This is a genomic window from Mesorhizobium sp. M2D.F.Ca.ET.226.01.1.1 (genome assembly GCF_004022705.2).
Taxonomy (GTDB): Bacteria; Pseudomonadota; Alphaproteobacteria; order Rhizobiales; family Rhizobiaceae; genus Mesorhizobium.
The window spans coordinates 209,485-232,372 of record NZ_RZOY02000004.1 but is presented as its reverse complement, the minus strand read 5'-3'; the positions used below and the strand labels follow the sequence as shown (position 1 = coordinate 232,372).

22 protein-coding genes and 1 tRNA gene are annotated in these 22,888 nt (G+C 64.7%); 14 read left to right on the top strand and 9 right to left on the bottom strand.

The window, feature by feature from the left end:
• Positions 1 to 5 precede the first annotated feature (5 nt).
• Both EN869_RS11305 and EN869_RS11300 read right to left on the bottom strand, forming a co-directional pair.
• Positions 6 to 308: an urease subunit gamma gene (locus EN869_RS11305; RefSeq protein WP_112097128.1), complete on the bottom strand. Its 303-nt coding sequence runs from the start codon at positions 306 to 308 to the stop codon at positions 6 to 8.
• Between the two features lie 21 nt (positions 309 to 329).
• Positions 330 to 1,211 (bottom strand): urease accessory protein UreD, encoded by an 882-nt coding sequence (locus EN869_RS11300; RefSeq protein WP_127226695.1) that lies wholly within the window; start codon positions 1,209 to 1,211, stop codon positions 330 to 332.
• A 204-nt stretch (positions 1,212 to 1,415) separates the two neighbouring features.
• Here EN869_RS11300 and EN869_RS11295 point away from each other — a divergent pair, with 204 nt between their 5' ends.
• The 3 genes from EN869_RS11295 (at position 1,416) to EN869_RS11285 (ending at position 3,718) form a co-directional block, all read left to right on the top strand.
• Positions 1,416 to 1,670, top strand: coding sequence for an acyl carrier protein (locus EN869_RS11295; RefSeq protein WP_126063251.1), 255 nt, complete (start codon positions 1,416 to 1,418; stop codon positions 1,668 to 1,670).
• A 4-nt stretch (positions 1,671 to 1,674) separates the two neighbouring features.
• Complete coding sequence (locus EN869_RS11290; protein WP_127226696.1) at positions 1,675 to 2,883, top strand: beta-ketoacyl-[acyl-carrier-protein] synthase family protein; 1,209 nt, start codon at positions 1,675 to 1,677, stop codon at positions 2,881 to 2,883.
• Positions 2,884 to 3,013: 130 nt separating this feature from the next.
• A complete protein-coding gene (locus EN869_RS11285; RefSeq protein ID WP_127226697.1) occupies positions 3,014 to 3,718 on the top strand; it encodes a glutathione S-transferase N-terminal domain-containing protein in 705 nt (234 codons plus the stop codon).
• 83 nt (positions 3,719 to 3,801) lie between these two features.
• Here the strand turns inward: EN869_RS11285 and EN869_RS11280 are convergent, their stop codons facing one another.
• The 4 genes from EN869_RS11280 to EN869_RS11265 form a co-directional block, all read right to left on the bottom strand.
• Positions 3,802 to 4,143, bottom strand: coding sequence for a hypothetical protein (locus EN869_RS11280; RefSeq protein WP_127226698.1), 342 nt, complete (start codon positions 4,141 to 4,143; stop codon positions 3,802 to 3,804).
• A gap of 189 nt (positions 4,144 to 4,332) precedes the next feature.
• The gene (locus EN869_RS11275) at positions 4,333 to 4,947 is read right to left on the bottom strand and encodes a nucleoside triphosphate hydrolase (protein ID WP_127226699.1); all 615 of its coding nucleotides are present in this window, start codon (positions 4,945 to 4,947) and stop codon (positions 4,333 to 4,335) included.
• Between the two features lie 83 nt (positions 4,948 to 5,030).
• Complete coding sequence (locus EN869_RS11270; RefSeq protein WP_127226700.1) at positions 5,031 to 6,137, bottom strand: hypothetical protein; 1,107 nt, start codon at positions 6,135 to 6,137, stop codon at positions 5,031 to 5,033.
• 236 nt (positions 6,138 to 6,373) lie between these two features.
• Complete coding sequence (locus EN869_RS11265; protein ID WP_127226701.1) at positions 6,374 to 8,287, bottom strand: methyl-accepting chemotaxis protein; 1,914 nt, start codon at positions 8,285 to 8,287, stop codon at positions 6,374 to 6,376.
• Positions 8,288 to 8,526: 239 nt separating this feature from the next.
• Between EN869_RS11265 and EN869_RS11260 the strand changes: the two genes are divergently transcribed.
• Positions 8,527 to 9,552, top strand: a complete 1,026-nt coding sequence (locus EN869_RS11260; protein ID WP_127226702.1) for a D-alanyl-D-alanine carboxypeptidase family protein — start codon at positions 8,527 to 8,529, stop codon at positions 9,550 to 9,552.
• A gap of 261 nt (positions 9,553 to 9,813) precedes the next feature.
• Here the strand turns inward: EN869_RS11260 and EN869_RS11255 are convergent, their stop codons facing one another.
• Positions 9,814 to 10,263 (bottom strand): universal stress protein, encoded by a 450-nt coding sequence (locus EN869_RS11255; protein ID WP_127226703.1) that lies wholly within the window; start codon positions 10,261 to 10,263, stop codon positions 9,814 to 9,816.
• 463 nt (positions 10,264 to 10,726) lie between these two features.
• Here EN869_RS11255 and EN869_RS11250 point away from each other — a divergent pair, with 463 nt between their 5' ends.
• From EN869_RS11250 to EN869_RS11240, 3 genes are all read left to right on the top strand, one after another.
• Positions 10,727 to 11,668: a DUF1003 domain-containing protein gene (locus tag EN869_RS11250; RefSeq protein ID WP_127226704.1), complete on the top strand. Its 942-nt coding sequence runs from the start codon at positions 10,727 to 10,729 to the stop codon at positions 11,666 to 11,668.
• 240 nt (positions 11,669 to 11,908) lie between these two features.
• Positions 11,909 to 11,985, top strand: a tRNA-Arg gene (locus tag EN869_RS11245).
• Between the two features lie 278 nt (positions 11,986 to 12,263).
• Complete coding sequence (locus EN869_RS11240) at positions 12,264 to 12,869, top strand: class I SAM-dependent methyltransferase (protein WP_245489478.1); 606 nt, start codon at positions 12,264 to 12,266, stop codon at positions 12,867 to 12,869.
• A gap of 376 nt (positions 12,870 to 13,245) precedes the next feature.
• Here EN869_RS11240 and EN869_RS11235 read toward each other — a convergent pair whose 3' ends face one another.
• Both EN869_RS11235 and EN869_RS11230 read right to left on the bottom strand, forming a co-directional pair.
• Complete coding sequence (locus EN869_RS11235; protein WP_127226705.1) at positions 13,246 to 13,461, bottom strand: hypothetical protein; 216 nt, start codon at positions 13,459 to 13,461, stop codon at positions 13,246 to 13,248.
• A 198-nt stretch (positions 13,462 to 13,659) separates the two neighbouring features.
• Positions 13,660 to 15,132, bottom strand: coding sequence for a PLP-dependent aminotransferase family protein (locus EN869_RS11230; RefSeq protein ID WP_127226899.1), 1,473 nt, complete (start codon positions 15,130 to 15,132; stop codon positions 13,660 to 13,662).
• A gap of 625 nt (positions 15,133 to 15,757) precedes the next feature.
• On the opposite strand from EN869_RS11230, the gene iolE reads away from it, so the two are divergent.
• The 7 genes from iolE (at position 15,758) to EN869_RS11190 (ending at position 22,854) form a co-directional block, all read left to right on the top strand.
• On the top strand, positions 15,758 to 16,669 hold the full coding sequence (gene iolE / locus EN869_RS11220; protein WP_127226706.1) for a myo-inosose-2 dehydratase: 912 nt from the start codon (positions 15,758 to 15,760) through the stop codon (positions 16,667 to 16,669).
• Positions 16,670 to 16,695: 26 nt separating this feature from the next.
• Complete coding sequence (locus tag EN869_RS11215) at positions 16,696 to 17,793, top strand: ABC transporter ATP-binding protein (protein ID WP_127226707.1); 1,098 nt, start codon at positions 16,696 to 16,698, stop codon at positions 17,791 to 17,793.
• Positions 17,790 to 19,103, top strand: coding sequence for an extracellular solute-binding protein (locus EN869_RS11210; RefSeq protein ID WP_127226708.1), 1,314 nt, complete (start codon positions 17,790 to 17,792; stop codon positions 19,101 to 19,103). Before EN869_RS11215 ends, EN869_RS11210 begins: the two co-directional genes overlap by 4 nt.
• Positions 19,103 to 20,008 (top strand): sugar ABC transporter permease, encoded by a 906-nt coding sequence (locus EN869_RS11205; protein WP_167498599.1) that lies wholly within the window; start codon positions 19,103 to 19,105, stop codon positions 20,006 to 20,008. The genes EN869_RS11210 and EN869_RS11205 overlap by 1 nt, the downstream gene beginning before the upstream one ends.
• Positions 20,005 to 20,823 (top strand): carbohydrate ABC transporter permease, encoded by an 819-nt coding sequence (locus EN869_RS11200; protein ID WP_127226710.1) that lies wholly within the window; start codon positions 20,005 to 20,007, stop codon positions 20,821 to 20,823. Before EN869_RS11205 ends, EN869_RS11200 begins: the two co-directional genes overlap by 4 nt.
• 65 nt (positions 20,824 to 20,888) lie before the next feature.
• The gene (iolG, locus tag EN869_RS11195) at positions 20,889 to 21,881 is read left to right on the top strand and encodes an inositol 2-dehydrogenase (RefSeq protein WP_127226711.1); all 993 of its coding nucleotides are present in this window, start codon (positions 20,889 to 20,891) and stop codon (positions 21,879 to 21,881) included.
• 34 nt (positions 21,882 to 21,915) lie between these two features.
• A complete protein-coding gene (locus tag EN869_RS11190; RefSeq protein WP_127226712.1) occupies positions 21,916 to 22,854 on the top strand; it encodes a sugar phosphate isomerase/epimerase in 939 nt (312 codons plus the stop codon).
• Positions 22,855 to 22,888: the final 34 nt, after the last annotated feature.

Below are 22,888 nucleotides of genomic sequence, written 5' to 3'. Positions count from 1 at the left end.
CGTCCTCAGCGGATCGGTTCATGCACGGTCACCAATTTGGTGCCGTCGGGAAACGTCGCCTCGACCTGGACGTCGTGGATCATCTCGGCGATGCCGTCCATGACCTGGGCGCGGGTGATGACATGGGCGCCGGCTTCCATCAGCTCGGCGACCGGGCGGCCGTCGCGGGCACCTTCGACGACGAAGTCGGTGATCAGGGCGATGGCTTCCGGATGGTTGAGCTTGACGCCACGCTCCAGCCGCTTGCGCGCCACCATCGCCGCCATGGCGATGAGCAGCTTGTCTTTTTCACGCGGCGTCAGGTTCATGCAAAGTCCCGGTGTTCAAGATCAGAGTGACCACAATTTGGGCAGGCCCGCCTGCCCATTGAGCAGTTCGACGAGCGGAACCAGCCGTTTGCGCAGCTGGTAGCCGTCGCCGGCGCAAAGCCTCGCAAGAAGCTTGCCAGATCGGCCGACGCGCCAGAAGCTGGCGCCGCCCGAGCCATCGGTGGTGGGGTCACCGATGATGGCGCGTGCCTGCTCCAGCATGCTTTCCGCCTGTGGCGAAACGAGCAGCAGCGTGGCGACGGCAAGCCCACCGCCGGTCGCCGCCGGCCGCTGAAGCGTTGCCGCGATGTCCGGGCCGACCCGGAAATCCTCCGTATGGACCAGCGCGCCGCCCTGGCGGATCCGCCAGCGGTCATGGAAATTGCCGTTGACCGTGCGCTCGCCCATGGCAAGCCGGCCGAACAGCGTCGCTTCCAGCACCAATGCCTCGGCATCCTCGGCGAGCTCGACATCCAGCGTGCGGGCGAAGGCGGCATTGTCGAAAACGATGGTTTCCTGCGGCAGCCAGGCGATACGGCCGCCCGAACCGACCCTCAGGCCAACGCTCGTCTCGGCCCTGTCGGCGGCGGCGCGATAGACCTTCTCGCAGGCCTGGGTGGTGATGGAGGCAGAGGCGTCGGCGTCAACCTCGATCGTCCAGCCGAGACGGTCGCCGCCGGTCAGCCCACCCGCCGTGTTAATCAGCACCGCCTCAAGCGGATCGCCTTGCACCGCCGGCAGGCGGATTTTGGCCGATCCGTCCTGATAAAGCCGCCGCAAACGCGTGCGGCCGCCGCTTTTGCCGCAGAAAAGCCTCCCCAGACCGGCAACACGTTGCGCGGCAGGCAAGGGCGCGTCTGCCAGGAGAGAGGCAGATTGCGGTGTCAAGGTGTTCTCGATCATGTCCACGAGCCCAGGTTAAGCACTCCAGCGGCTTTGTCGATATATCGCTTGTTGCTTGACATCGTTTCGGTTTCTATAGAGGGAAGCCACCCTGGAGCGGTCGCGCGGTGTCTGGCGAGGTAAGGGCACGGCGTTTGTTGGACCCGGGGATCAAAAAAGGGGCGCTGATCAGTTGGCGTCGGGAAACGACAGGGAAGAAACCGAATGGCTGACCAGCTGACGACCGAGATCATCGAAAAGATCAAAGCGCATGCCGATACAGGCGGCGAGGAGATCACCACCAGCACCGATCTCGGCACGCTTGGCATCCATTCGCTGGAGTTGACGGAGATCATCTTCGATCTCGAGGAAAAATACGGCATCGAGATCGAGATGAACACGGTCGACGCCTGGAGCAATCTCAAGAACGTCGGCGACATGGTCGAGGCGGTTCGCGAACTGATCGCGAAAAAAGCCTGACTGCATGCAAAAACGCGTCGTCATCACCGGCATTGGCGGAATTTGCGGGCTCGGCAACGATGTGCCGGCGATGTGGGACTCCATGCGCGCCGGCCGCTCGGCCATCGGCACGATGGAAAATTCGTCGCTGCATGATCTGAAGGTCAAGGTCGGCTCAGAGGTCAAGGCATGGCCGGACCACGGCATCGACCGCAAGCAGCTGGTGTCGATGGACCGCTTCAGCCTGCTGGCGGTGATCGCGGCCCGCGAAGCCATGCGGCAGTCCGGATTGACGGCTCATGCCGACAACACCTACCGGATGGGCGCGATCGTCGGCGTCGGCGTCGCCGGTTTCGAGACCATCGAGGAAAATTATCGCGCAATCCTGGTCGAAGGGCGCAACCGCGCCGCCATCTTCACCGTACCGAAGGTGATGCCGGGCGCGGCAGCCGGCCAGGTGAGCATGAATCTCGGCCTGCGCGGACCGGTCTTCGGCGTCACCTCGGCCTGCTCGTCGGCCAACCACGCGATTTCCTCGGCGGTCGACCAGATCCGGCTCGGCCGGGCCGACGTGATGGTCGCGGGCGGCACCGAGGCGCCGCTGGTGTGGGGCGTGCTCAAGGGCTGGGAAGCGCTCAGGGTGCTTTCGCCCGATACCTGCCGGCCCTTCTCGGCCGACCGCCAGGGCCTTTCGCTCGGCGAAGGCGCCGGCATGGCGGTGCTGGAAAGCTATGATCACGCCGTGGCGCGCGGCGCCACCATCCTGGCCGAGATCGCCGGCGTCGGGCTCTCGGCCGATGCCTCCGACATCGTCGCGCCGACTGTCGAAGGGCCGGAAGCGGCGATGCGCTTCTGCCTGGCCGATGCCGGGCTCAATCCGGAAGATGTCGACTACCTCAACGCGCACGGCACCGGCACCAAGGCCAACGACCAGATCGAGACCGCGGCGATCAAGCGCGTCTTCGGCGAGCATGCCCGTTCGCTTTCGGTGTCCTCGACCAAGTCGATGCATGCGCATTGCCTCGGCGCTTCCGGCGGGCTGGAAATGGTCGCCTGCGTGATGGCGATCCGCGACGGCATTGTGCCGCCAACCGCCAATTATCGCGAGCCGGATCCGGAATGCGATCTTGACGTGACGCCGAACACGGCGCGCGAGCGCAAGGTGCGCGCGGCGCTCAGCAACAGCTTTGCCTTCGGCGGCACCAATGCGGTGCTGGCCTTCAAGGCGGTCTGATCACAGCCCCGGTTGACTGTTTGTGCATCGGCCGCCTGTGGCTGCTGTATTGATCCCAACCGGCCACGGACCTAATTCTTCCTCACCCGCCATCAGCGCCGCCGGCGCCGATCCCTGTCCGGAGTTTCCGATGACCGACCTGTCCGCCTTTCCGATCGCCAAGCGCTGGCCGGCCAAGCACCCCGAGCGCCTGCAGCTTTACTCCGCCACGACGCCCAATGGCGTGAAGGTTTCGATCGCGCTGGAGGAAATCGGCCTGGCTTACGAGCCGCACTATGTCGATATCGGCAAAAATGAGAGCTGGACGCCGGAATTCCTGTCGCTCAACCCGAACGGCAAGATACCGGCGATCATCGACCCGGACGGTCCTGGCGGCAAGCCGATCGGCCTGTTCGAATCGGGCGCCATCCTGCTCTATCTGGCCGACAAGACCGGCAAACTCATCCCCGCCGATCCGGCACGGCGCTACGAGACGATCCAGTGGGTGTTCTTCCAGATGGCGGCGATCGGCCCGATCTTCGGACAGGTCGGCTTCTTCCACAAATTCGCCGGACGCGAAATCGCCGACAAGCGTCCGCTGGAGCGCTATCGCGACGAGTCGCGGCGGCTGATCGGCGTGCTGGAAACGCGGCTGAAGGGCCGCAAGTGGATCATGGACGACGACTACACCATCGCCGACGTGTCGATGGTGGGGTGGGTGCGCAATTTGATCGGCTTCTACGAGGCGCGCGAACTGGTCGGCTTCGATGATTTCCCGACCGTCGCCGCATGGCTGGAGCGTGGCCTGGAACGGCCGGCGGTGAAGCGCGGCCTCACCATTCCGGCAAGGGGCTAAAAGCTATTTCAGGAAAGGCGTAATGGTCGGGCGCAGCGACTTCGCCGCAGCCTGCCGTGCGGCATCGCGTAAACCTTAAGGGCCTATTTCGCCTTGGCCTTGGCGCCACCACGGTTGAACACGGAGGCCGCAAGCCGCGCAGTAGCGACGACCGCCCCTGTCGCGACGCTGGCCACGGCGCGGATCGGACCAGACGTCTTGGCCGCGGGCTTCGGATGCTTCGCGCTCTTGGCCGCGACCTTGTGGACCGCTGCCTTGTGAGCCGCGCCAGGCGTCACTTTCTTCGGCGCCGCCTTGCCAAAGGCCGGCTTGGCGTCTTTCGACCGCTCGGCGGTCGCTGGGCCGGCTCCGGCCTTGGCCTGCGTCGCTCTGGATTGGGTGGCCCTGGTTTTCTTGGCCACGGGTTTTCTGCTGTTGGTTGCCATCTGACGGCTCCTGCTTGTTTTCTTTCGCAATTCCGGACGGAAAGCGTTGCGCCCCCTCTTGGAATTGCTCCGTCGCCGGACAATTCGGGATAGAGTCATAACGGCGTGAAAACCTTAAAGTTCCCGCCGGAAAATATTGAAAATTGAGCAGGTTAACCAATCACCCGGGTCATTAACTAATGACCATGGTCATTGACCAATGACCAGATCGGCCGGCCGGCGCCGCGCCAGCACCCGTTCGATGTTGGGCATGTCGTTGGAGGCGATCCAGGCGCGGGCGTCCTCATCGGACTTGCCATGCTCTCGCCAGCGCTCCATCAGCCGGCGCTCGAGCTCATTGCGCGGGACGTCGACGAAAATGGTGAAATCGAACAACGGCGCCAGCCGTGACCACGGCTCCTCATCGAGGAGCAGATAATTGCCCTCGACCAAAATGAACTTGGTGTCGGCGGAAACGATTTCAGCCGCCGCGCGCGACAATTCTATGGTGCGATCGAAGACCGGGATGGCGATGTCCGGCTCGCCGGAGCGGATGCGCTTCAACAGCGTCTCGAAGCCGGCGAAATCGAAGGTTTCCGGCGCGCCCTTGCGAGGGCGCAAGCCGCGGCGGTTGAGGATGATGTCGTCATAATGGAAGCCGTCCATCGGCACGACCTCGGAACTGCCCTCGGGCAAAAGCTCATGCAGCGCAGCGGACAGGGTCGACTTGCCGGAGCCGGGCGGACCGGCGATAGCGACAACAAAGCGCTTGGCCTTGCCGGCGCGCTTGAAGATGGCGGCTGTGATATGGGCGATCTTGGACATCGGCGCCTCTCCCCCGGTAAGGTTGCGGCCCGTATCTTGGCGGGTGCGAGTGGAAATTTCAAACCGGGAATGGCCGCGAGCGCTCAGGCCGGCACCGAGCGCCCGATGCGCAGGAACTCGGCATCATACGGGACGTGTTTTTGCGAACTATCAACAGCACGGATGCGCAAGCGATCAGGCGTGGCTTCGATGTCGCCCAGCGCCTCGGTCTCGGCGAACGGAACCGCGCCGATGACATGGCGGAACGAGACCGAGTGGCCTTCGGCCAGCGCGAAAGCCGTCGCCACGCCTTCATGCTTCAGCCAGTTGTCGCCGAGCGACGCGGCGTGGCCGACTGCGGCGCGGCCATCCTCGATGCCGAGCACGCCGAGATGGCGGCTGCTCCACGGCGCGTAATCGCGGCCGCCATTGGAGAACCACAGCATGGTGACCGGCAGTTCGGCCGGGTTCTTCAGCACCAGCACCAGATCCTGTTCGGCACGCCGCGCAATCGCCGTCCAGCCCGGGCCGCCGTGATCGGCCTCGACCAGCGTGATGAAATCCTCGCGTTTGTCCTCCGCACGATAGTCAGTGAGATCCGTGGTGCCACCGGCCGCAAGCGGAAAATGGGCGAGATCGGTGGCGCGCGCCGGATAGGCCAGCATGAAGCGGCCGCGCGCCGGATCGGGCTCCAGCGGCGTGGCGGGCGTGACCGCCACGCGTTTCGGCGAAAAGGCGAGCCGGCCGCCGTCCTGCATCGCCGTCATCGGATGATGGGCGACGGAGATGGCGCCGGAGCCGCCGGAAAAGATGTGCTCCTGGTAGAGGAAGGGGTGGCCGTCACGCAGGGTAAAAACCTTGTCGACGGTCGCGCCCATCACCTTGCGGCGCAGCCGGAAGACGGCCCGCCATCCGCCGGCAATGGCGCCGTTCTCGACGACGTCCCATTCGCTGTTGGCCGGCCAGCCATGCAGGGGCGCGGGCTCGACATCGCTGGTGGAGAAGGGTGCGCAGAGGAAATCGCCGGAGAGGCGGACGGTGCCTTCGGGGAGGTTGGCGGGCAATGTCCCGCGCGGCGCGCCGACCCAGGGTGCGCGATGCAGCGGCTTCAGGATATGGCCGTCGATTTCGACCTGCATGGCGGCGATATGCCCGACGGCAAGATCGAGCGAAACCGAGATGCCCTTTGCGTTGATGGTGACGGTGTCCATTGTGCTATCCCGCGAATCTTTTAGCGCGACAGAGAAGCCTGTCGGGTGCCTTCCGTGCAAGCGGTGCGGTCGGCATTTTGCATCAGTTCCTCACCGTCCCCCTTGTGGGGAGGTTCGGCGAGCGGTCGGAGCGAAGCGGAGACCGGTCGACGGGAGGGGGTCTGACAAAAAGAGTCCTTTCGACCCCCACCCCGATCCGCGATGCGGATCGACCCTCCCCACAAGGGGGTGGGCCGCTACTGCCTTTTATACTCCCGCACCGGCGACTTGGTGCCGTCCGTGTAGGTCACCTGCACCGCCATCGACCTCACGTCGTCCTTCACCTTGAAATAGGGCTGGTAGTCGGACGGAACGGCATACGGGTCCTTGGTGTCGCAGGGCGGCATCTTGATCTCCTTGTCGAGCGCGGTGCCGTTCAGGCTGTAATGCACCGCCTTGATGGCGCAGCGGTAGGACAGCATCTGGGTGAAGTAGACTAGGCCGTGATTGCCGCCGGAATCGAAAGCGATCCACGAGGTCCAGAACTGGTCGAGAATCTGCTTGTTCTCCTGCTGCAGCGCGCCATTCGGATCGAAGCGGATGTCGAACGGGCCGGTCTCGCGGCCCCTGATGTCGAGATATTTGATGGCGATGGTGGTGGCCGCGGTGCTGTCCGGCAGCTCGAAGCTCGGATTGGGCATCGGCTTGCCGGTGCGCTGGTCGTTCATCGCCATCACCCCGGTGTCGGTGAACGGACCGGAATCGCCGAGACGCCAGGAAATCGCCGTCGCCGGCTCGGGCAGCGAGATCGTCATCGACCAGCCGGCGTTGGATCGCATCGGCGTCAGCGTCGGCACGAAGCGCGACGGGTCGAGCACGTCGCCAAGTGCCGTCAGCCGGCTGCGGCTGCGATCCAGCCAGTCGGCCAGTTGCGTCTGGTCGACGAAATATTTGAGCAGGCCGCCATCCTTCTCATAGGAGACGAACTTGGTCAGCGCCTGCGCCTCGCTGCGCTTGTCGGCGAGTGTCTGGCTGCCGAGGCGGTCCTCGGAAAATTCCTGCGCCAGGAGGAAGTAAGCCGGCGCGTAATCCGGATTGGCCGCCAGGAAAGCGTTGAGCTTGTCGAGGCGCTGGGCATCGTCGAACTGCAAGAGGTGAACGAGCTTGATCGACGGCGCCTTGGCCTTTTCGGCAAGCTGTCCAAACACTTCGCGGGCGCCGGCCTTGCCGTCCTGGACCCGGAGCAGCGTGGCAAAGCGCGTATAGGGATCGATGGCGTCGACATCGAAGCCGGCAAAGGCGAGATAGGAGCGGCGGGCGTTGAGCATGTCGCCGGCAAGCTCGTAGACGCGGGCATTGTGGTAGAACTCGTCCGGCCGCTTGGGATCGGCGATCGCGCCGCCCTGCGCGGAGAGCTGCGCGAAGCCCTTGGCGATGGTGTCGATCGAAGCAGCGATCTGCTCGGTGGTCGCCTGCAGCTTTTCAGCCTGCGCCTGCTGCTGTTGCTGGCCGGCGGCCAAGGTGTCGGTGGTCTGCTTGACCGCCTCGACGGTCTTCTGCGTCTCGGCGCCCTGGGCCGCCTGCTGCTGCTGGGCGGAGGCGATCTGCTCGGTCTTCTGCGCCACCGTATCGGTGGTCTGCTTCACCGCTTCCACGGTCTTTTGCGTCTCGGCGCCCTGCGCCGCCTGTTGTTGCTGCGCGGAAGCGATGTCCTGCGCCGTCTTGGCAACCGTGTCGGTCGACTTCTTGACCTCTTCGACGGTCTTCTGCGTCTCGGTGACCGTCTTTTCGATCTTCGCCACCTTTTCCGAGACGATGCCCAGCGATTGCTGCAACTGGGCGACCGCGGGCACGAGGTTGGCGATGACGCCGTTCTGCGAGCTGGTTTCCTGCTGGATGCCGTAGACGCCGCCGGCGATGGCCGCCGCACTGGTGGCGAAGATCAGCGCCGGCATGGCTTTTGCCGCCAGCACCAGGCGCAGCACCATGGCGATGGCAATGATGATGGCCGCCACGGCCGCGACCAGCGCAATGTAGGCGGCAAAGGGTCCGAGCGGATTGAGCACGTCGCCGACCGCGCCGCTGACAAAGGCGAAGCTCGCCGCCCATTTGCCGGTGCGGCTGAGCGATGCCCTGAGCAACGAGGTCGTACCCGCGGCGATTTCCGACATGCCATTCCCCCCAGAATCCAAGCCGCGCGCATCATAGCGGCAAGGGGGTGGGGATGGCAAAAGCGATGAAATGGGCGTCCTGCAACGCCGGCGATTGGCGAGGGGGGAGATTGGCAGCTTCGGCGGCAGCGCGCCCCACGAAACCTGGGCAAATGCGTTGTTATGGGCGTTAACCAGTTGGACGCGGCATATGGGTTACGTTAGCTTCGCCGCATCTCAGCAACAGCTTTAGAACCATCTTGTCCCGTCCCATTCCTCTCCTGCAAACACTGATCGCCGTTTTGGCACTTCTCGCGCTGGTCGCCGGCTGCACGACTGTCGCGCCGCCGGAAAGCGTGCTGACCGTTCCCGCGCAGCCGCAGAAATACGCGGCGATCGTGGTCGACGCCCCGACCGGCAAGACCTTGTTCGAGGTCAATTCGCGGGCGCAGCGCTATCCGGCGTCGCTGACAAAGATGATGACGCTCTACATGCTGTTCGAGGCGATGGAGAGCGGCCGGGTAACCAAAGAGACGCAGATCCCGGTTTCCGCGCATGCCGCCTCGCAGCCGCCGACCAAGCTCCGCTTCCGGCGCGGCGAGACGATCGACGTCGATTCCGCCATCCGCGCCATGGTGGTGAAGTCGGCGAACGACGTGGCGGTGGCGGTGGGCGAATATCTGGGCGGCGGCTCGGAGGACCAGTTCGCCGCCATGATGACCGCCAAGGCGCGCTCGCTCGGCATGACCGGCACCAGTTTCCGCAACGCCTGCGGCCTGCCGGACGACGCGCAGGTGACGACAGCACGCGACATGGCGGTGCTGGGCATGGCGCTCGAGCATCGCTTCCCGCAGCATTTCCACTATTTTTCCGAGAGCGACTTCATGTTCCGCGGCCGGCTGGTGCGCGGCCATAACGACATGCTGGGACGCGTGCACGGCGTCGACGGCATCAAGACCGGCTACATCCGTGCCTCCGGCTACAACATCGTCACCTCCTACAATGCGGACGGGCGGCATCTGATCGTGGTGGTGATGGGCGCCGACAGCGCCCGACAGCGCAACGACCATGTCGAGCAGCTGATCCAGCGCAGCCTCGGGCCGACGATCGCCGACGCCTCTCAACCCAAGCTGATGTACTCCGGGCAGCAGCCGGCGTCGCCGCCGCCCGACATGACGGCGACCGGTTTGCCGGCCGATTCTTCGCTGCCGGGTCTGCCGGCGTCCGATCTGCCGTCGCCGGATCTGGCCTCGTCCAATTCGCCGCTGCTGCCGCCGGCGCAGTAGGGCGGCGGGCGAAAGCTCTGGCGGCTTCGTCATTCTAGGGCGGAGCAAGGAGCGAAGCGACGCGCGAAGACCCTAGAATCCATTCCGTGACCAGTGAGCTATGCCACGGTGGAGACCTCGCACCGGAGCATCAGCGTAGACAGCCTCTTTCTGGACCGCTGCATTCCCCGGCCGGCGTAACGGCATGGATTCTAGGGTCTGCGCGCCGCTTCGCGTCGCTCCGCCCTAGAATGACGAAGCGCGGAGGCGTCGGCCCTAGTTCTACCTGACCACCAGCACCGGGATCTTCGTCAGCGACACCACTTCCGCCGTCTGGCTGCCCAGCACCAGGCGACCGATGCCGCGGCGGCCGTGCGAGGCCATGACGATGAGGTCGGAGCCTTCACTGGCGGCGACTTCGAGGATCGCCTCGGCGGGCGCCTTGTTCTCGACATGCAGGCCCTTCGCGGCGACGCCCTTCGCATCGGCCTCTGCCTTGCACTTGTCCAGCACCTCGCGGCCGTATTTGCGGGCGTTTTCCTCGTAGTTGGTCAGCTCGTCGGCGGCGACATAGCCGGCCATGGCGCCGCCCCAGGCGAGCGCCGGGAAGGCTTCGGAGACATTGAGGAAGGTGACGGAGGCGCCGAGGCCCTTGGCGAGTTCCAGGCCATGGGCGACGCCCTTACCGGCGAGCTCCGAGCCATCGGTGGCGATCAGGATTTTCTTGTACATGATGACGATCCCTCGTTTCGCGGGCGCGAAGCGCGCGCCAGGTGGCGGGAGCCTGAACGATCAGACCTGGTTTCGATATAGTCAGCCTATCAGGCCCGCCACAGGGGCCAGCTTGATCTGGATCAAGACCAGGCGGCGGAGATGATTGCTCCAGGGGTGGCGGGAAATCGCCGACGGCGCTCCCCCTCACCCAGCCTCCGCTTCGCTCGGCTGACCATTCCACGGTGGGGAGAGGAGATTGTCAGCGGCGGCGCTTCCCTCTTCTCCCTACCGGGGAGAAGGTGGCCGCGTAGCGGCCGGATGAGGGGCGGCGCCGACCTATGCGATTGCAGGGCGAAGGTCGGCGAAGAATACAACGCCCGCCCGTTCACAAGAACTTGTTCTGTCACATGACATTCACACTCAGCATGGATATGCCGCGCCGGCTTGGCGTATCGTAGCCGCAAAGACAGGAGCATTGGCCATGGCAGGCGACCCGAAAGCATCCGCGCAAAAGCAAGCCGACACAGAGAACGACACCGCCGGCGAATATTTCGAGGCGGCCACCGTGCCGGAGGATGCGCAGGAAGCGCTGGACGAGGTTCTCGAAGCACCGGAAGTGCCGGATTCGGAACCGCAATCCGAACCGCATGTGCCCGGCGCCGCCAGGATCAAGCCGAAGAAAAAGCCCTCGGCGATATCGGGGCGGAAGTTTCGCAAGCGCGACCTTGTGCGCATCGACGATCTGAGGCCCAGCCTTGCCGACCGCATCCGCTCCGACCATCCCGACCTGCCGCGCGGCGCCCGCATCAGCCGTGCGGAGCTCGGCCGCTACCGCATGCGCTACATGGAGGAGCTGCTGCAGCAGGAGCATGGCGAATTCTCCGAGCTCGACCGCCAGGTGGTGGAATCGATCGCCAGGCAGGACACGATTTCGGAAAACTCCGAAGAGGAATTCGAGGAGCACCGCTCCTTCGCCGACCGCGTTTCCGACGGCATGGCCGAATTCGGCGGCAGCTGGTGGTTCCTGATCTCGTTCGCGGCGGTGCTGCTGATCTGGATCGGCCTCAACCTCGTGCAGGGCGAATCGAAGGCCTTCGACCCCTACCCGTTCATCCTGCTCAACCTCCTGCTCTCCTGCATCGCCGCCATCCAGGCGCCGGTGATCATGATGAGCCAGAAGCGCCAGGAAGCCAAAGACCGGCTGCGCTCCTTCAACGACTACCGGGTGAACCTCAAGGCGGAGCTCGAAGTGCGGCACCTACACGAAAAGCTCGACTACCTGATCTCGCGCCAATGGCAGCGGCTGGCCGAAATGCAGCAGATGCAGCTGGACGCCATGCACGAGCTGACCAGCGCCAAGAAGGTGAAGCGCGCGACACGGGCGGTGCGGCGCAAGACGGCGAAGGTGGGGGTGGAGGGGTAGTTCCTCGCCCCACGAAGTGGGGGTCCGAAGGACGGGCGAGACCCGTGGCTCGCCCCGGAATGGTGGCCCGGCAAAGCCGAGACGGAGAGGGGAGCGCCATCTCCGACAGCCTCTCGGTTACACAATCGACCCCATCAAGCCGCCGCCAGCCGAATTGCCCGTTGAAGCCCGCATCGGCTTCCGCTAAGAAGCCGTGGCTGGCCGGCTTACCGGCCGGTTCGTTTTCCGGTTGCCCGGGAAGCACCCGTAGCTCAGCTGGATAGAGCGCTGCCCTCCGAAGGCAGAGGTCACAAGTTCGAATCTTGTCGGGTGCGCCAATCCATCCCTGTCCTAGCTTATGATGTGATGGCTTTTTCAGTCCTGGTCAGGGATTGGTCATTTTGGTGTTGGGTTTGATACACAGTTGGACGAGCGCCCAATTTTTGTTGAATCATTGCTTTGGGTTTGAGTCGGTGGCGCGTTCTCGAGGGATTGAGAGCTAAGGAATTCTAGGCGCTTATTTCCAGGGTAAATTGATGTACCTCGCGGTAGGTGTCATCATTGATGCCGCATTCGGGGAAACTGTCGCTATCCGGAGCTAGGGCTCGATTGGCAAATGAGGAACGTCTCGAATTCCGAGCAAATCACATCGGCTGGGCACAAGCTCAGCGGTAGTGGACATCTTGATGTTCATTACCTTGCACTTAAGGACGAGTATGATGCCACCCTGCGGGCCGCCGGTATCCAACCCGGTTGGTCAGTGCTGGACGCAGGCGCAGGGAATGGGGTCTTCCTGCCTTTAATGGCGGACTTGCTGGGTGCCGAGGGGCGCGTCGAGGCTCTCGATCTGGCGCCAGAAAATGTTGAGGCAATCGAAGATTTGATCGCAAGCCGGCAGTTTGCCTGTCCAATAAGCGCGCGAACCGGTGACATGACCGCGCTGCCGTATGAGACGGGCACGTTCGACGCGCTTTGGAGCGCAAACGCTACGCAATATCTAAGCGGCGACCAACTTACCAAGGCAATGGAGGAGTTCTGCCGCGTCGTGAAACCGGGTGGGCTTGTTGCTGTGAAGGAGGTCGATATCTCGGTTTGGCAGTTTCAGCCGCTCGATCCCAAACTGACTTGGCGTCTGCTCGACTCGCTATCCGATGATGTACAGCTTTCCGGCGCCATGAGGGGAACTCGCTTGGCGGCCTGGTTTCGGGCGACGGGGCTCTAAAACGTCTCCGCCACCACAACGCTGGCAGAGCGCCGCCAGCCGCTCAGGCCAGTGGAGCGTGACTACATCCGGAACGATCTCAAGTTCCTATCCGGGCTCGCCCGGACGTGCGATTTGCCAGAAGCGGATCATCTTCAATGGAAGGCAATAGGCGATGAGCCGGAGCGCCTGATTGCCGACCCCAACTTCTGCTATCGTGAAATGTGGGTGCTCCACTTAGGTATCGTGCCGCAGAGCTAAACCAACTTTCGCTTTCACCACTATTGCGCAAGCTCTGGCACACGCCGCTTCACTACGAATCATATAGCACCTGCAATGACATAGCGGTGCCCAGTTTCATTTTGTCGGGTGCGCCAAAAAAGCCGGGCATCCCACCTTATTGCCTGCGACGCCTGCCCGACGAAGCAAGATAACCCAGCGCAAGCATCATAGCGGCCGCCGCGATTCCGGCGCTGATCACGCCTGCGGGCGTTATCCTGGCACTGCCTTGCAAGGTCACATGCTTACCCAAACGCAGGTCAAAAACCGACTTGATTTCCTCAGGATATGAGTGAACCGCGGCCGAAGGTTCTTCTTCCTGGACAACTGGCATTTGAGCCTCCGTTTCGAATGTTCCGCCGCTGCACAATGCCCGGCGACGACGGTGACATTTGTGCCCGACCGAACGTGCGTTCAGTGGTGAGCGTTTAGAATTGATAGGCGCCAAAGTAACATAGCAACGCCCAGTTTCATCTCCTCCAGCGTGCCCAATGTCAGGCGGTTCAATATAGTTTTCTGGACAGCCGAAGCCTCACCCCAGCACCTCCGCTATCGCCTGCGCCAACCTCTCCACCCCGTCCCGCGTCTGCGCGGCATCACATGCCGCGTAGCCCAGCACCAGCCCCTGGGTCGGCGCCGTATCTTGAAAATATTTCGACAGCGGCGAGACGTTGATCGCCCTTTTCGCCGCCGCCTGGCTGACCCTGATGTCGTCGATGCCTTCCTTGAGATAGCCCACCACCTGGATGCCGGCCTCAGTGGGGGAGAGCGTGATCTCGTCGCGCAGGCGCTCGGTGACGATGTCGCGGAAGAGCTGGCGGCGCTGGGCGTAGATGCGGCGCATGCGCTTCAGGTGCCGGTTCATATGGCCTTCGGTGATGAAATCGGCGAGCGCGGCCTGCAGCAGCAGCGGCGCGAACTGGCCGGTGGTGGAGAGCGCGTTGACGATGCGGCCGGCCAGTTCCGGCGGCAGCACCATGAAGCCGATGCGCAGCGCCGGGAACAGAAGCTTGGCGAAGGTGCCGACATAGATGACGCGGCCGGAGCGGTCCATGCTCTGGATCGCCGGCACGGGGCGGCCCTGAAAACGGTATTCGCCGTCGAAATCGTCCTCGATCACCCAGGCATTGGCGGTCTCGGCGATGTCGAGCAGGCGCAGCCGCTCCTCCATGCGCATGGTGATGCCGAGCGGATGCTGGCAGGCCGGCGTCACATAGATGAGGCGGGGCAACGGGTCCGGCGGATCGAGATACCAGCCGCGCTCCTGGTCGACCGGGATGGGCAGGATCCTTGCGCCGGCCACGATGAAGGCGGCCTTGGCGCCGTAATAGCCGGGCTCTTCCATCCACACCGTGTGGCCGGGGTCGAGCAGCAGGCGTGCCAGAAGATCGAAGGCGGCCTGCGCCCCGGTGGTGACGACGATCTGCTCCGGCCTGCAGCGCACGCCGCGCGCGGAATAGAGATAACCGGCGATCGCCTCCTTCAGCGCCGGGTGGCCGGTGACGTCATAGGTGCCGAACAGGGTCTCGCCGCCATGGCTGGCGCGGCGCGCCACCAGCCGGCCCCAGACGCCGAAGGGAAAGCTCTGCGCATCCGGCATGCCGGGGTGGAAGGCGACATGCCCAGGTCTGCCGTGATGGTAGGGCTGGCTGAGCAGCTGCTGGCCGCGCAGCGAGGGTGACCGCAGCGGCACGGGCGGGGCTTCGGCGAATGTCTCGCGAGGGCCTTCGGGTAGGTCGACGATGACCGGGCGGGCGCCCTGGCGGTTGGCGAGATAGCCTTCGGTGACGAGCTGGTCGTAGGCAGCGACGATGGTGTTGCGGCCAAGGCCGAGCTCGGCGGCCAGCGCGCGGGTGGAGGGCAGTTCGGAGCCCGGCGGCAGCGCGCGGCTGCGGATGATGGCGACGAGGCCATGATAGAGCTGGCGCGACAGGTGCTCGGGGCTGGCGCGGTTCACGGCGAGCATGTCGAGGGGGAAGGCTTGGGGTTTGGGGTGCGGGCGCATTTTCACCGCGCCCTGGGGTTGGATGGGAGGTGCGGGTGTGCGCTCTTGACCCAGCGGCGGAGAGCAATCGCATACGGCGCTCCCCCTCTCCGTCTCGGCTTCGCCGAGCCACCTCTCCCCCACTTCGTGGGGGCGAGGAACTTGGCTTCCGACCTCGAGTTCCTTCGCCCCCCTCTCTGTCCTGCCGGACATCTCCCCCTCAAGGGGGGAGATTGGCAGTTCAGGCGCATCGCCCCTTTCTGCAACGTTGGCAATTGGCGAAAGCCGGCGTGACATCTGATCTCCCCCCCTGAGGGGGAGATGCCCGGCAGGGCAGAGAGGGGGGCCTCGCGCCGACGATCCGCGATTTCGAGACTATCCATCCCCCATCCTGCCACAGCCGCCTCCCGACACAAACTGGTTCCTTCATTTTCCCGACAACTGGCCCTCGCGAGGGAGACAGCGCGGGGTAGACTTCGCCCTGTGACGTTGGGGTAAGACGTCGACGTAAAGACAGGTTGGCCAAGACACCGGGAGGGCGTCCGGCCGCGCGAAAACGGGCGGGGTTTGCATCCCGCCGACCACAGCCATCTCCTCCCGGGACCATTAACCCCGCAGCCGGCCGCTGCGGGGCGGAAAGCGCGCAATGACGACAGTTCGACTTGGCATCAATCCGATCACCTGGACCAATGACGACGTGCCGGAACTGGGCGGCGATACGCCGCTCGAGACGTGCCTCAGCGAAACCGCGGAAGCCGGTTACGCGGGAACCGAGCTGGGCGGCAAGTTCCCGCGCGACAGCCGCACGCTTCGGCCCATCCTCGACCATTACGGGCTGGCGTTGGTCTCCGGCTGGTATGACGGGCGCATCTGCGAGAAGGATGCGGATGAGGAGTTCGAGGCGATCCGGCCGCATCTGACGCTGCTCAGGGACCTCGACGCCAGGCATGTCGTCTATGCCGATACCTCGCGCGGCCGGCATGGCGCCATCCACGATCCGATCTCGCAGCGGCCGAAGCTGATGGACGGCGAGTGGAAGGCCTATGGCGCCAAGATCACAAGGCTCGCCGAACGTTTTGTCGATTTCGGCGTCGGCATGGCCTTCCACCATCACATGGGCACGATCGTCGAGACCGACCAGGAGATCGACAGGCTGATGCACAGCACTGGCGAGGCGGTCGGGCTGCTCTACGACACAGGGCACTGCGCCTTCTCCGGCGGCGATCCGGATCAGCTTTTGCGCCGGCATGTGAACCGTGTCGTGCATGTGCACTGCAAGGACGTGCGCCCGGCGGTGCTGAAAAAGGCGCGCGACACCGACATGAGCTTCATGGGCGCGGTGATGGAAGGCATTTTCACGGTGCCCGGCGACGGCGCGATCGACTATCCGACGCTGCTGAAAATCCTCGCCGGCCAGGGCTATTCCGGCTGGCTGGTGGTGGAGGCCGAGCAGGACCCGGCGAAGGCGCACCCCTTGACCTACGCGACGATGGGGTATCGCAATCTGAAGCGGCTGGCCGAGGGCGCGGGCTTCTACGTGCACGAGCGGAAGGGGTGAGACGAGCGGGGGCGCCGGGGAGGGCGATGAGTTCGGTTCTGTACAAAAACGTGGTCAAGAATTTCGGCGCGCTCAACGTGCTGCGATCGCTCGACCTTGCCGTGCCGGACCACAAATTCCTTGCCCTCCTCGGTCCGTCGGGCTGTGGCAAGACAACGGCGCTGCGCATCCTGGCCGGGCTCGACATGCCGACATCCGGCAAGGTGTTCATCGGCGAGCGCGACGTCACCCGGCTGCAGCCGCGCGACCGCGACATCGCCATGGTGTTCCAGAGCTATGCGCTCTATCCGCAGATGACGGTGGCCGAGAACATCGGCTATCCGCTGTGGATCCGCGGCACGCCGGACGCCGAGCGCAAGACCAAGATCGGCGAGGTCGCCGCCATCCTCGAAATCGGCCATCTGCTCGACCGCCGGCCGCGCCAGCTCTCCGGCGGCCAGCGGCAGCGCGTGGCGCTGGCGCGCGCCATTGTGCGCGACCCGGCGGCCTTCCTGATGGACGAGCCGCTCTCCAATCTCGACGCGCGGCTGAGGCTCACCATGCGCGGCGAGATCAAGCGCCTTTGCCAGCGGCTCAGCGCCACCACCATCTATGTCACCCACGACCAGGTCGAGGCGCTCACCATGGCCGACCTCGTCGCCGTCATGCATGGCGGCGAGCTGCAGCAGATGGCGCCGCCCATCGACATCTACGACCGCCCGGCCAACCGCTTCGTCGCCACCTTCGTCGGCAATCCGCCAATGAACATCCTGCCCGTGGCGCTCTCCGAGCAAGGCGTGATGGCGGGCGGCAAGATCGTTGTGCTCGAGCGGACGCGGCTCACCGCATGCCGGCTGGCCGAGATCGTCGAGATCGGGCTCAGGCCCGAAGATTGCAGCGTTGCTCCATCGGACGCTCCGGGCGCGCTGCCCGGCGAAATCTATGTCGTCGAACCGATGGGCAACGAGACGCTGGTCAATGTCCGCCTCGACGGCGGCAATGTCTCGGTCCGGGCCGGCCGCGATTTCCGGGGTGTGGTGGGTGAAAGCATCGGCGTCGCCTTCGACCCGGCGAACGCCTGTTTCTTCAATTCGGCCGGCCTCACCGCCGTCCACAGGGTCAACAACAATGGGAGAGTGACATGATGCATTCCAGCAGACTTACTCGCCGCTCCGTCATCAAGGGCGGGCTCGGCCTCGCCTTGGCCAGCACGGCCCTGACCACGCTCGGCCTGCCGATGCCCGCCAAGGCAGCCGGCAAGAAGGTGATCATCGGCGCCTTCGCCGATGGCGGCCTGACGCCGTTCAAGGAAAAGATCATCCCGCTGGCCAAGGAAAAGGGCTTCGACATCGAGTTCCTCGAGGACGAGTACGGCGTGACGCTGGAGAAGTGGTTCGCCGATGCCCAAAGCGGCGCCGGCCAGTATGACCTCTATCTGCTCGACGATCCGTGGGTGCCGCAGTTCGGCGCCGCCAATGTGCTCGAGGACCTCGGCGCCGGCGGCATCGACGCCTCCGACAAGGACTGGATCGGCTCGATGATCGACATGGGCTACTGGCCGCCGCAGCAGGGGCCGCGCGTCAAGGGTTTCGAGAACGCCAAGCCGACGCTGATCTGCGTACCGTTCGTCGGCGACCTGCAGACGCTCACCTACCGCAACGACGTCTTCACCGGCGGCGCGCCCAAGACCTGGGACGAGGTGATCGCCAAGGGCAAGGAAGGCGTGGCCGCCGGCAAGATCAAGTATCCGGTCGTCTTCCGCGGCGTCACCGGCAACCCGATCGTCACCAGCTGGTACCCGATCTTCCTGTCGTTCGGCGGGTCCTTCTTCGACGACAAGTGGAACCCGATCTTCAATTCGGCCGAAGGCAAGGCTTCGGCCGATTTCTTCGTCGGCACGATGAAGCAGAACACGGCGAGCGGCGTGGTCGAGTTCGATTCCGACCAGGAGGGCGCGGCGATCCTCGGCGGCGATGCCGGTGCCATCATCCAGTATTCGGGCAATGCGCTGAAGGCCGACGATCCGGCGCAGACCAAGGTGGCCGGCAAGCTCGATTTCGGCGTCGTGCCGAAAAAGGAGAAGGCAATCGCGCAGATGGGCATCTTCATCGCCGGCGTGCCGAAATCGGCGCCCAACAAGGCGAACTCGATCGAGTTCCTGAAATGGTATGTCAGCGCGGAGACCCAGGCGAAGCTCTCGGAAGCGGGCTCTATTCCCGTCAAGCGCAGCGCCTTCGGCATCGCCAAGCCCGGCAACCGGCTGATCCCGGTCGCGCTGCAGCAGCTCGACGCCGGCGCGCTGCCCAGGCCGCGCACGCCCGACTGGGCCAAGGTCGAGGAATTGCTCGGCATCGAGCTCAACAAGGCGCTGCAGGCTGGCTCCGGCGGGGGTGCTGCGCTCGACACGGCGGCCAAGCAGGTCAAGGACTACCTGACCACGGCCGGTTACTACTGATGCCAAGCGGCACGCAGGCGCGCAAATATCGCCTGCAGGGGGCGGGGCTCGACCTCGCCCTCCCCTATCTGATGCTGGCGCCGGGGCTGATGATCGTGCTCGGCGTGCTGGTTTATCCGCTCTGGGATGGGCTGCGCGCTAGCGCAAAAGCCTATCGCTACGGCTCGCCGATCGCCGATGTCGGCCTGCAGAACTATATGCATCTGTGGAGCGACGCGCAGTTCCTGAATTCGCTCTGGGTCACGGTGAAGTTCGTCGCGCTGTCGGTGTCGTTCGAGGCGGTGCTGGGCTTCGCGCTGGCCCTGTTTTGCCTGCACGAATTCCGCGGCATCCGGCTGCTGAGGACCGTGCTGATCATCCCGATGGTGGTCACGCCGGTCGTCGTCGCCATCGTCTTTCGCCTGATCTACGCCAGCGATGCCGGCATGCTGACGGCGCTGTCGGAGGCGATGGGCGGCGGCGCGGTGCAGATCCTCGGCAATCCGCTCAACGCGTTCATCGGCCTCGTCGTGCTCGACGTCTGGGAATGGACGCCGCTGATGTTCCTGATCCTGCTCGCCGGGCTGCAGTCGCTGCCGCACGAGCCGTTCGAGGCGGCGCGCGTCGACGGCGCCGGCGCCTGGCGCGTCTTTGCCGACCTCACCTTCCCGATGATGCGGCCGGTGCTGGCGGTGGCGATCGTGCTCAGGACCATCGATGCGTTCGGCACCTTCGACCAGGTCTTCGTGCTGACGCGTGGCGGGCCGGGCGAAGCGACAAGGCTGATCTCGATCTATGGCTACGACACCGCTTTCAAGTTCCAGCAGACCGGATATGCGGCGGCGCTGTTCGTGACGATCGGCCTTGTCGTGCTCGCGCTCGCCTTCAGCGCCATCAGGCTCCTGCGCAGGGTCGACGCGTCATGAGCACCCGCCTGGCGCGCATCCTCACCACCATCTTCGTGCTGGCCGTCGTGCTGTTGCCGATCTACTGGCTGGTCTCGACCTCGCTCAAATCGAACCGCGAGATCACCCAGGAAGGCACGCTCTACCCGCATGTGCCGACGCTCGACAACTACGTGCGACTGTTCACCGAAAAGCAGTTCGGCTCCTACCTGACGAACTCGCTGGTGGTGACCTTCTTCTCTGTCGCCATCGCGCTCGCCGTCGGAGCGATGGGCGCCTATGCGATCGCCAGGTTCCGCCTGCCTTTTGCGGCGGAGCGCAAGGTCGGCCTTTTCCTGCTCACGCTGCGTATCATTCCGCCGGTCGTCATCCTGATACCCGTCTACCTCCTGATGCTCAGCCTCGGCCTGCTCGACAGCTGGCTCGGGCTGATCGCCACCTACACCGCCTTCAACGTCACCTTCTGCGTCTGGATGATGGAGAGCTTCTTCCGCGAGATTCCCGTCGATCTCGAGGAGGCCGCGATGGTCGACGGCGATTCGCGCTTCGGCGCCTTCCGCCGCATCACGCTGCCGCTGGCGGCGCCGGGGCTCGCGGCCACCGCCATCTTCGCCGTGCTGGTCACCTTCAACGAGTTCCTCTTCGCGCTGGCGCTGACGGCGACGCCGCGCGCCATGACCATGCCGCGCGGCACCGCGACGCTGATCGGGCGCATCGACACCGACTGGGCCTCGATGTCGGCGGCCGGCGTCATCGGCGCGCTGCCGATCGTCTTCTTCGCGCTCCTGGTGCAGCGCCACCTGGTGCGCGGGCTGACCATGGGCGCGGTGAAATGAATGCCGCGAGGCAACACTGAAACGGCCGTTCCGCCAAGGCGCGGCCCGATAGGAAAGTCGAACGCATGATGGATGTCTGTCTGTTCGGAGTGGGGCTGATCGGCCGTGTGCATGCCGGAAATCTCGCGCGCCACCCAAAGGTGCGGCTGCGCTACATCGTCGATCCCAATCGCGAGGCGGCTGAGATGGTCGCGGCCGTTACCGACGCCGAGATCGCCGACACCGAAACGGTGATGAACGATCCGGCGGTGAAGATGGTGTTCATCGCCTCGGCGACGCGCACCCATGCGGAGCTCGCCATGGCCGCGGCGGCAAAAGGCAAGGCGATCTTCTGCGAGAAGCCTATCGATCTCGACCTCAAGCGCACGGACGAGTGCCTGGCCGCGGTCGCGAAGGCCGGCGTTCCGTTCCAGATCGGTTTCAACCGCCGCTTCGATCCGAGCTTCCGGGCGCTGAAGGAGCGCCTCGACGGTGGCGAGATCGGCGCCGTCGAGCAGGTCATTATCACCAGCCGCGACCCCGAACCGGAAACCGAGGAGGCACTGGCTGGAGGCGGCGGCGTCTTTCGCGAGATGACCATCCACGACTTCGACATGGCGCGGAACATGCTGGGCGAGGAGCCGGTCGAGCTGTTCGCGACCGGCTCCTCGCTGGTCGCGCCGCAATACAGGAAGCTCGGCGACTACGACACCGCGATGTTCATCCTGCGAACGGCGTCGGGCCGGCAATGCCACATCAACAACAGCGTCAGGGCCGCCTATGGTTATGACCAGCGCATCGAGGTGCATGGCGCCGACGGCATGCTGCAGGCCGGCAACCGGCTGCCGACCTCGGTGGAAATGTATGGCGGCAAGGGCATTTCGCGCGACAAGCCTTACTACTTCTTCGTCGAACGCTATGCGGAGTCCTACGCCGCCGAGATCGACCACTTCATCACCTGCGTCGAAACCGGCAGGAAGCCGGCGGTCACCGCGAGTGACGGCCGCAAGGCGATGATCCTTTGCGAGGCGGCCCTCGCGTCGGCCCGGTCCGGCCGATTCGAGCCGGTAAAACTCTGAGCGGATGGTCTGAAGTCAACCAGGAGTTCCGACAATGAAGATCGGCATGATCACCGACAGCCTGGGCAACCTGTCCTTCGACGAGATGCTGCGCGCCTCGGCCGAGCTCGGACTGGAGACGCTGGAGTTCGCCTGCGGCAACTGGTCGTCCGCGCCGCATATCGACCTGGCGGCGATGCTGGAAAGTGCTGCGACCCGCGGCGAATTCGTCGCCAAGGTCCGCGACCACGGGCTGACGATCGCGGCGCTCAACTGCTCGGGCAATCCGCTGCATCCGGGGCCGCAAGGCAAGCAGCACCGCCAGGTGACCGAGGATACGATCCGGCTGGCGAGCCTGATGGGCATCGACCGCGTGGTGATGATGTCCGGCCTGCCCGGCGGCCCGGGCGATGCCAACCCCAACTGGATCATCACCGACTGGCCGCCCGAATGCGCCGACATCCAGCGCTACCAGTGGGACGAATGCATCATCCCTTACTGGCGCGATCTCGTTGCGTTCGCGAACAATCTCGGCATCGGCAAATTGTGCCTGGAACTGCACGGCCATCAGGCCGTCTACAATGTTCAGACGCTGTTCCGGCTGCGCGAGGCCGTCGGCGAGACGGTCGGCGCGAACTACGATCCGAGCCATCCGATGTGGATGGGCGCCGATCCCATCGCCGCCGTGCGCAAGCTTGGCTCGGCGATCTACTACGTCCACGCCAAGGACACACGCGTCGAGCCGATACCGGCGGGCATCGACGGCGTGCTCGATGCCCGTCCGCCGAACCACTATGCTGAAAGGGCTTGGAACTACATCACGCTGGGCTACGGCCATGGCGAGACCTGGTGGCGCCAGTTCTGCACCGCGCTGAAGCAGGCCGATTACGACGACGTGCTCTCGATCGAGCACGAGGACATGATGCTGTCGCCGATGGAAGGCATGCGCAAGTCCGTGGCGTTGCTGCGCAATGTCGCCATCAACCTGGCTTGAGGCTGGCCAGTCCGAGCCGCCGGTCGGCATAGGC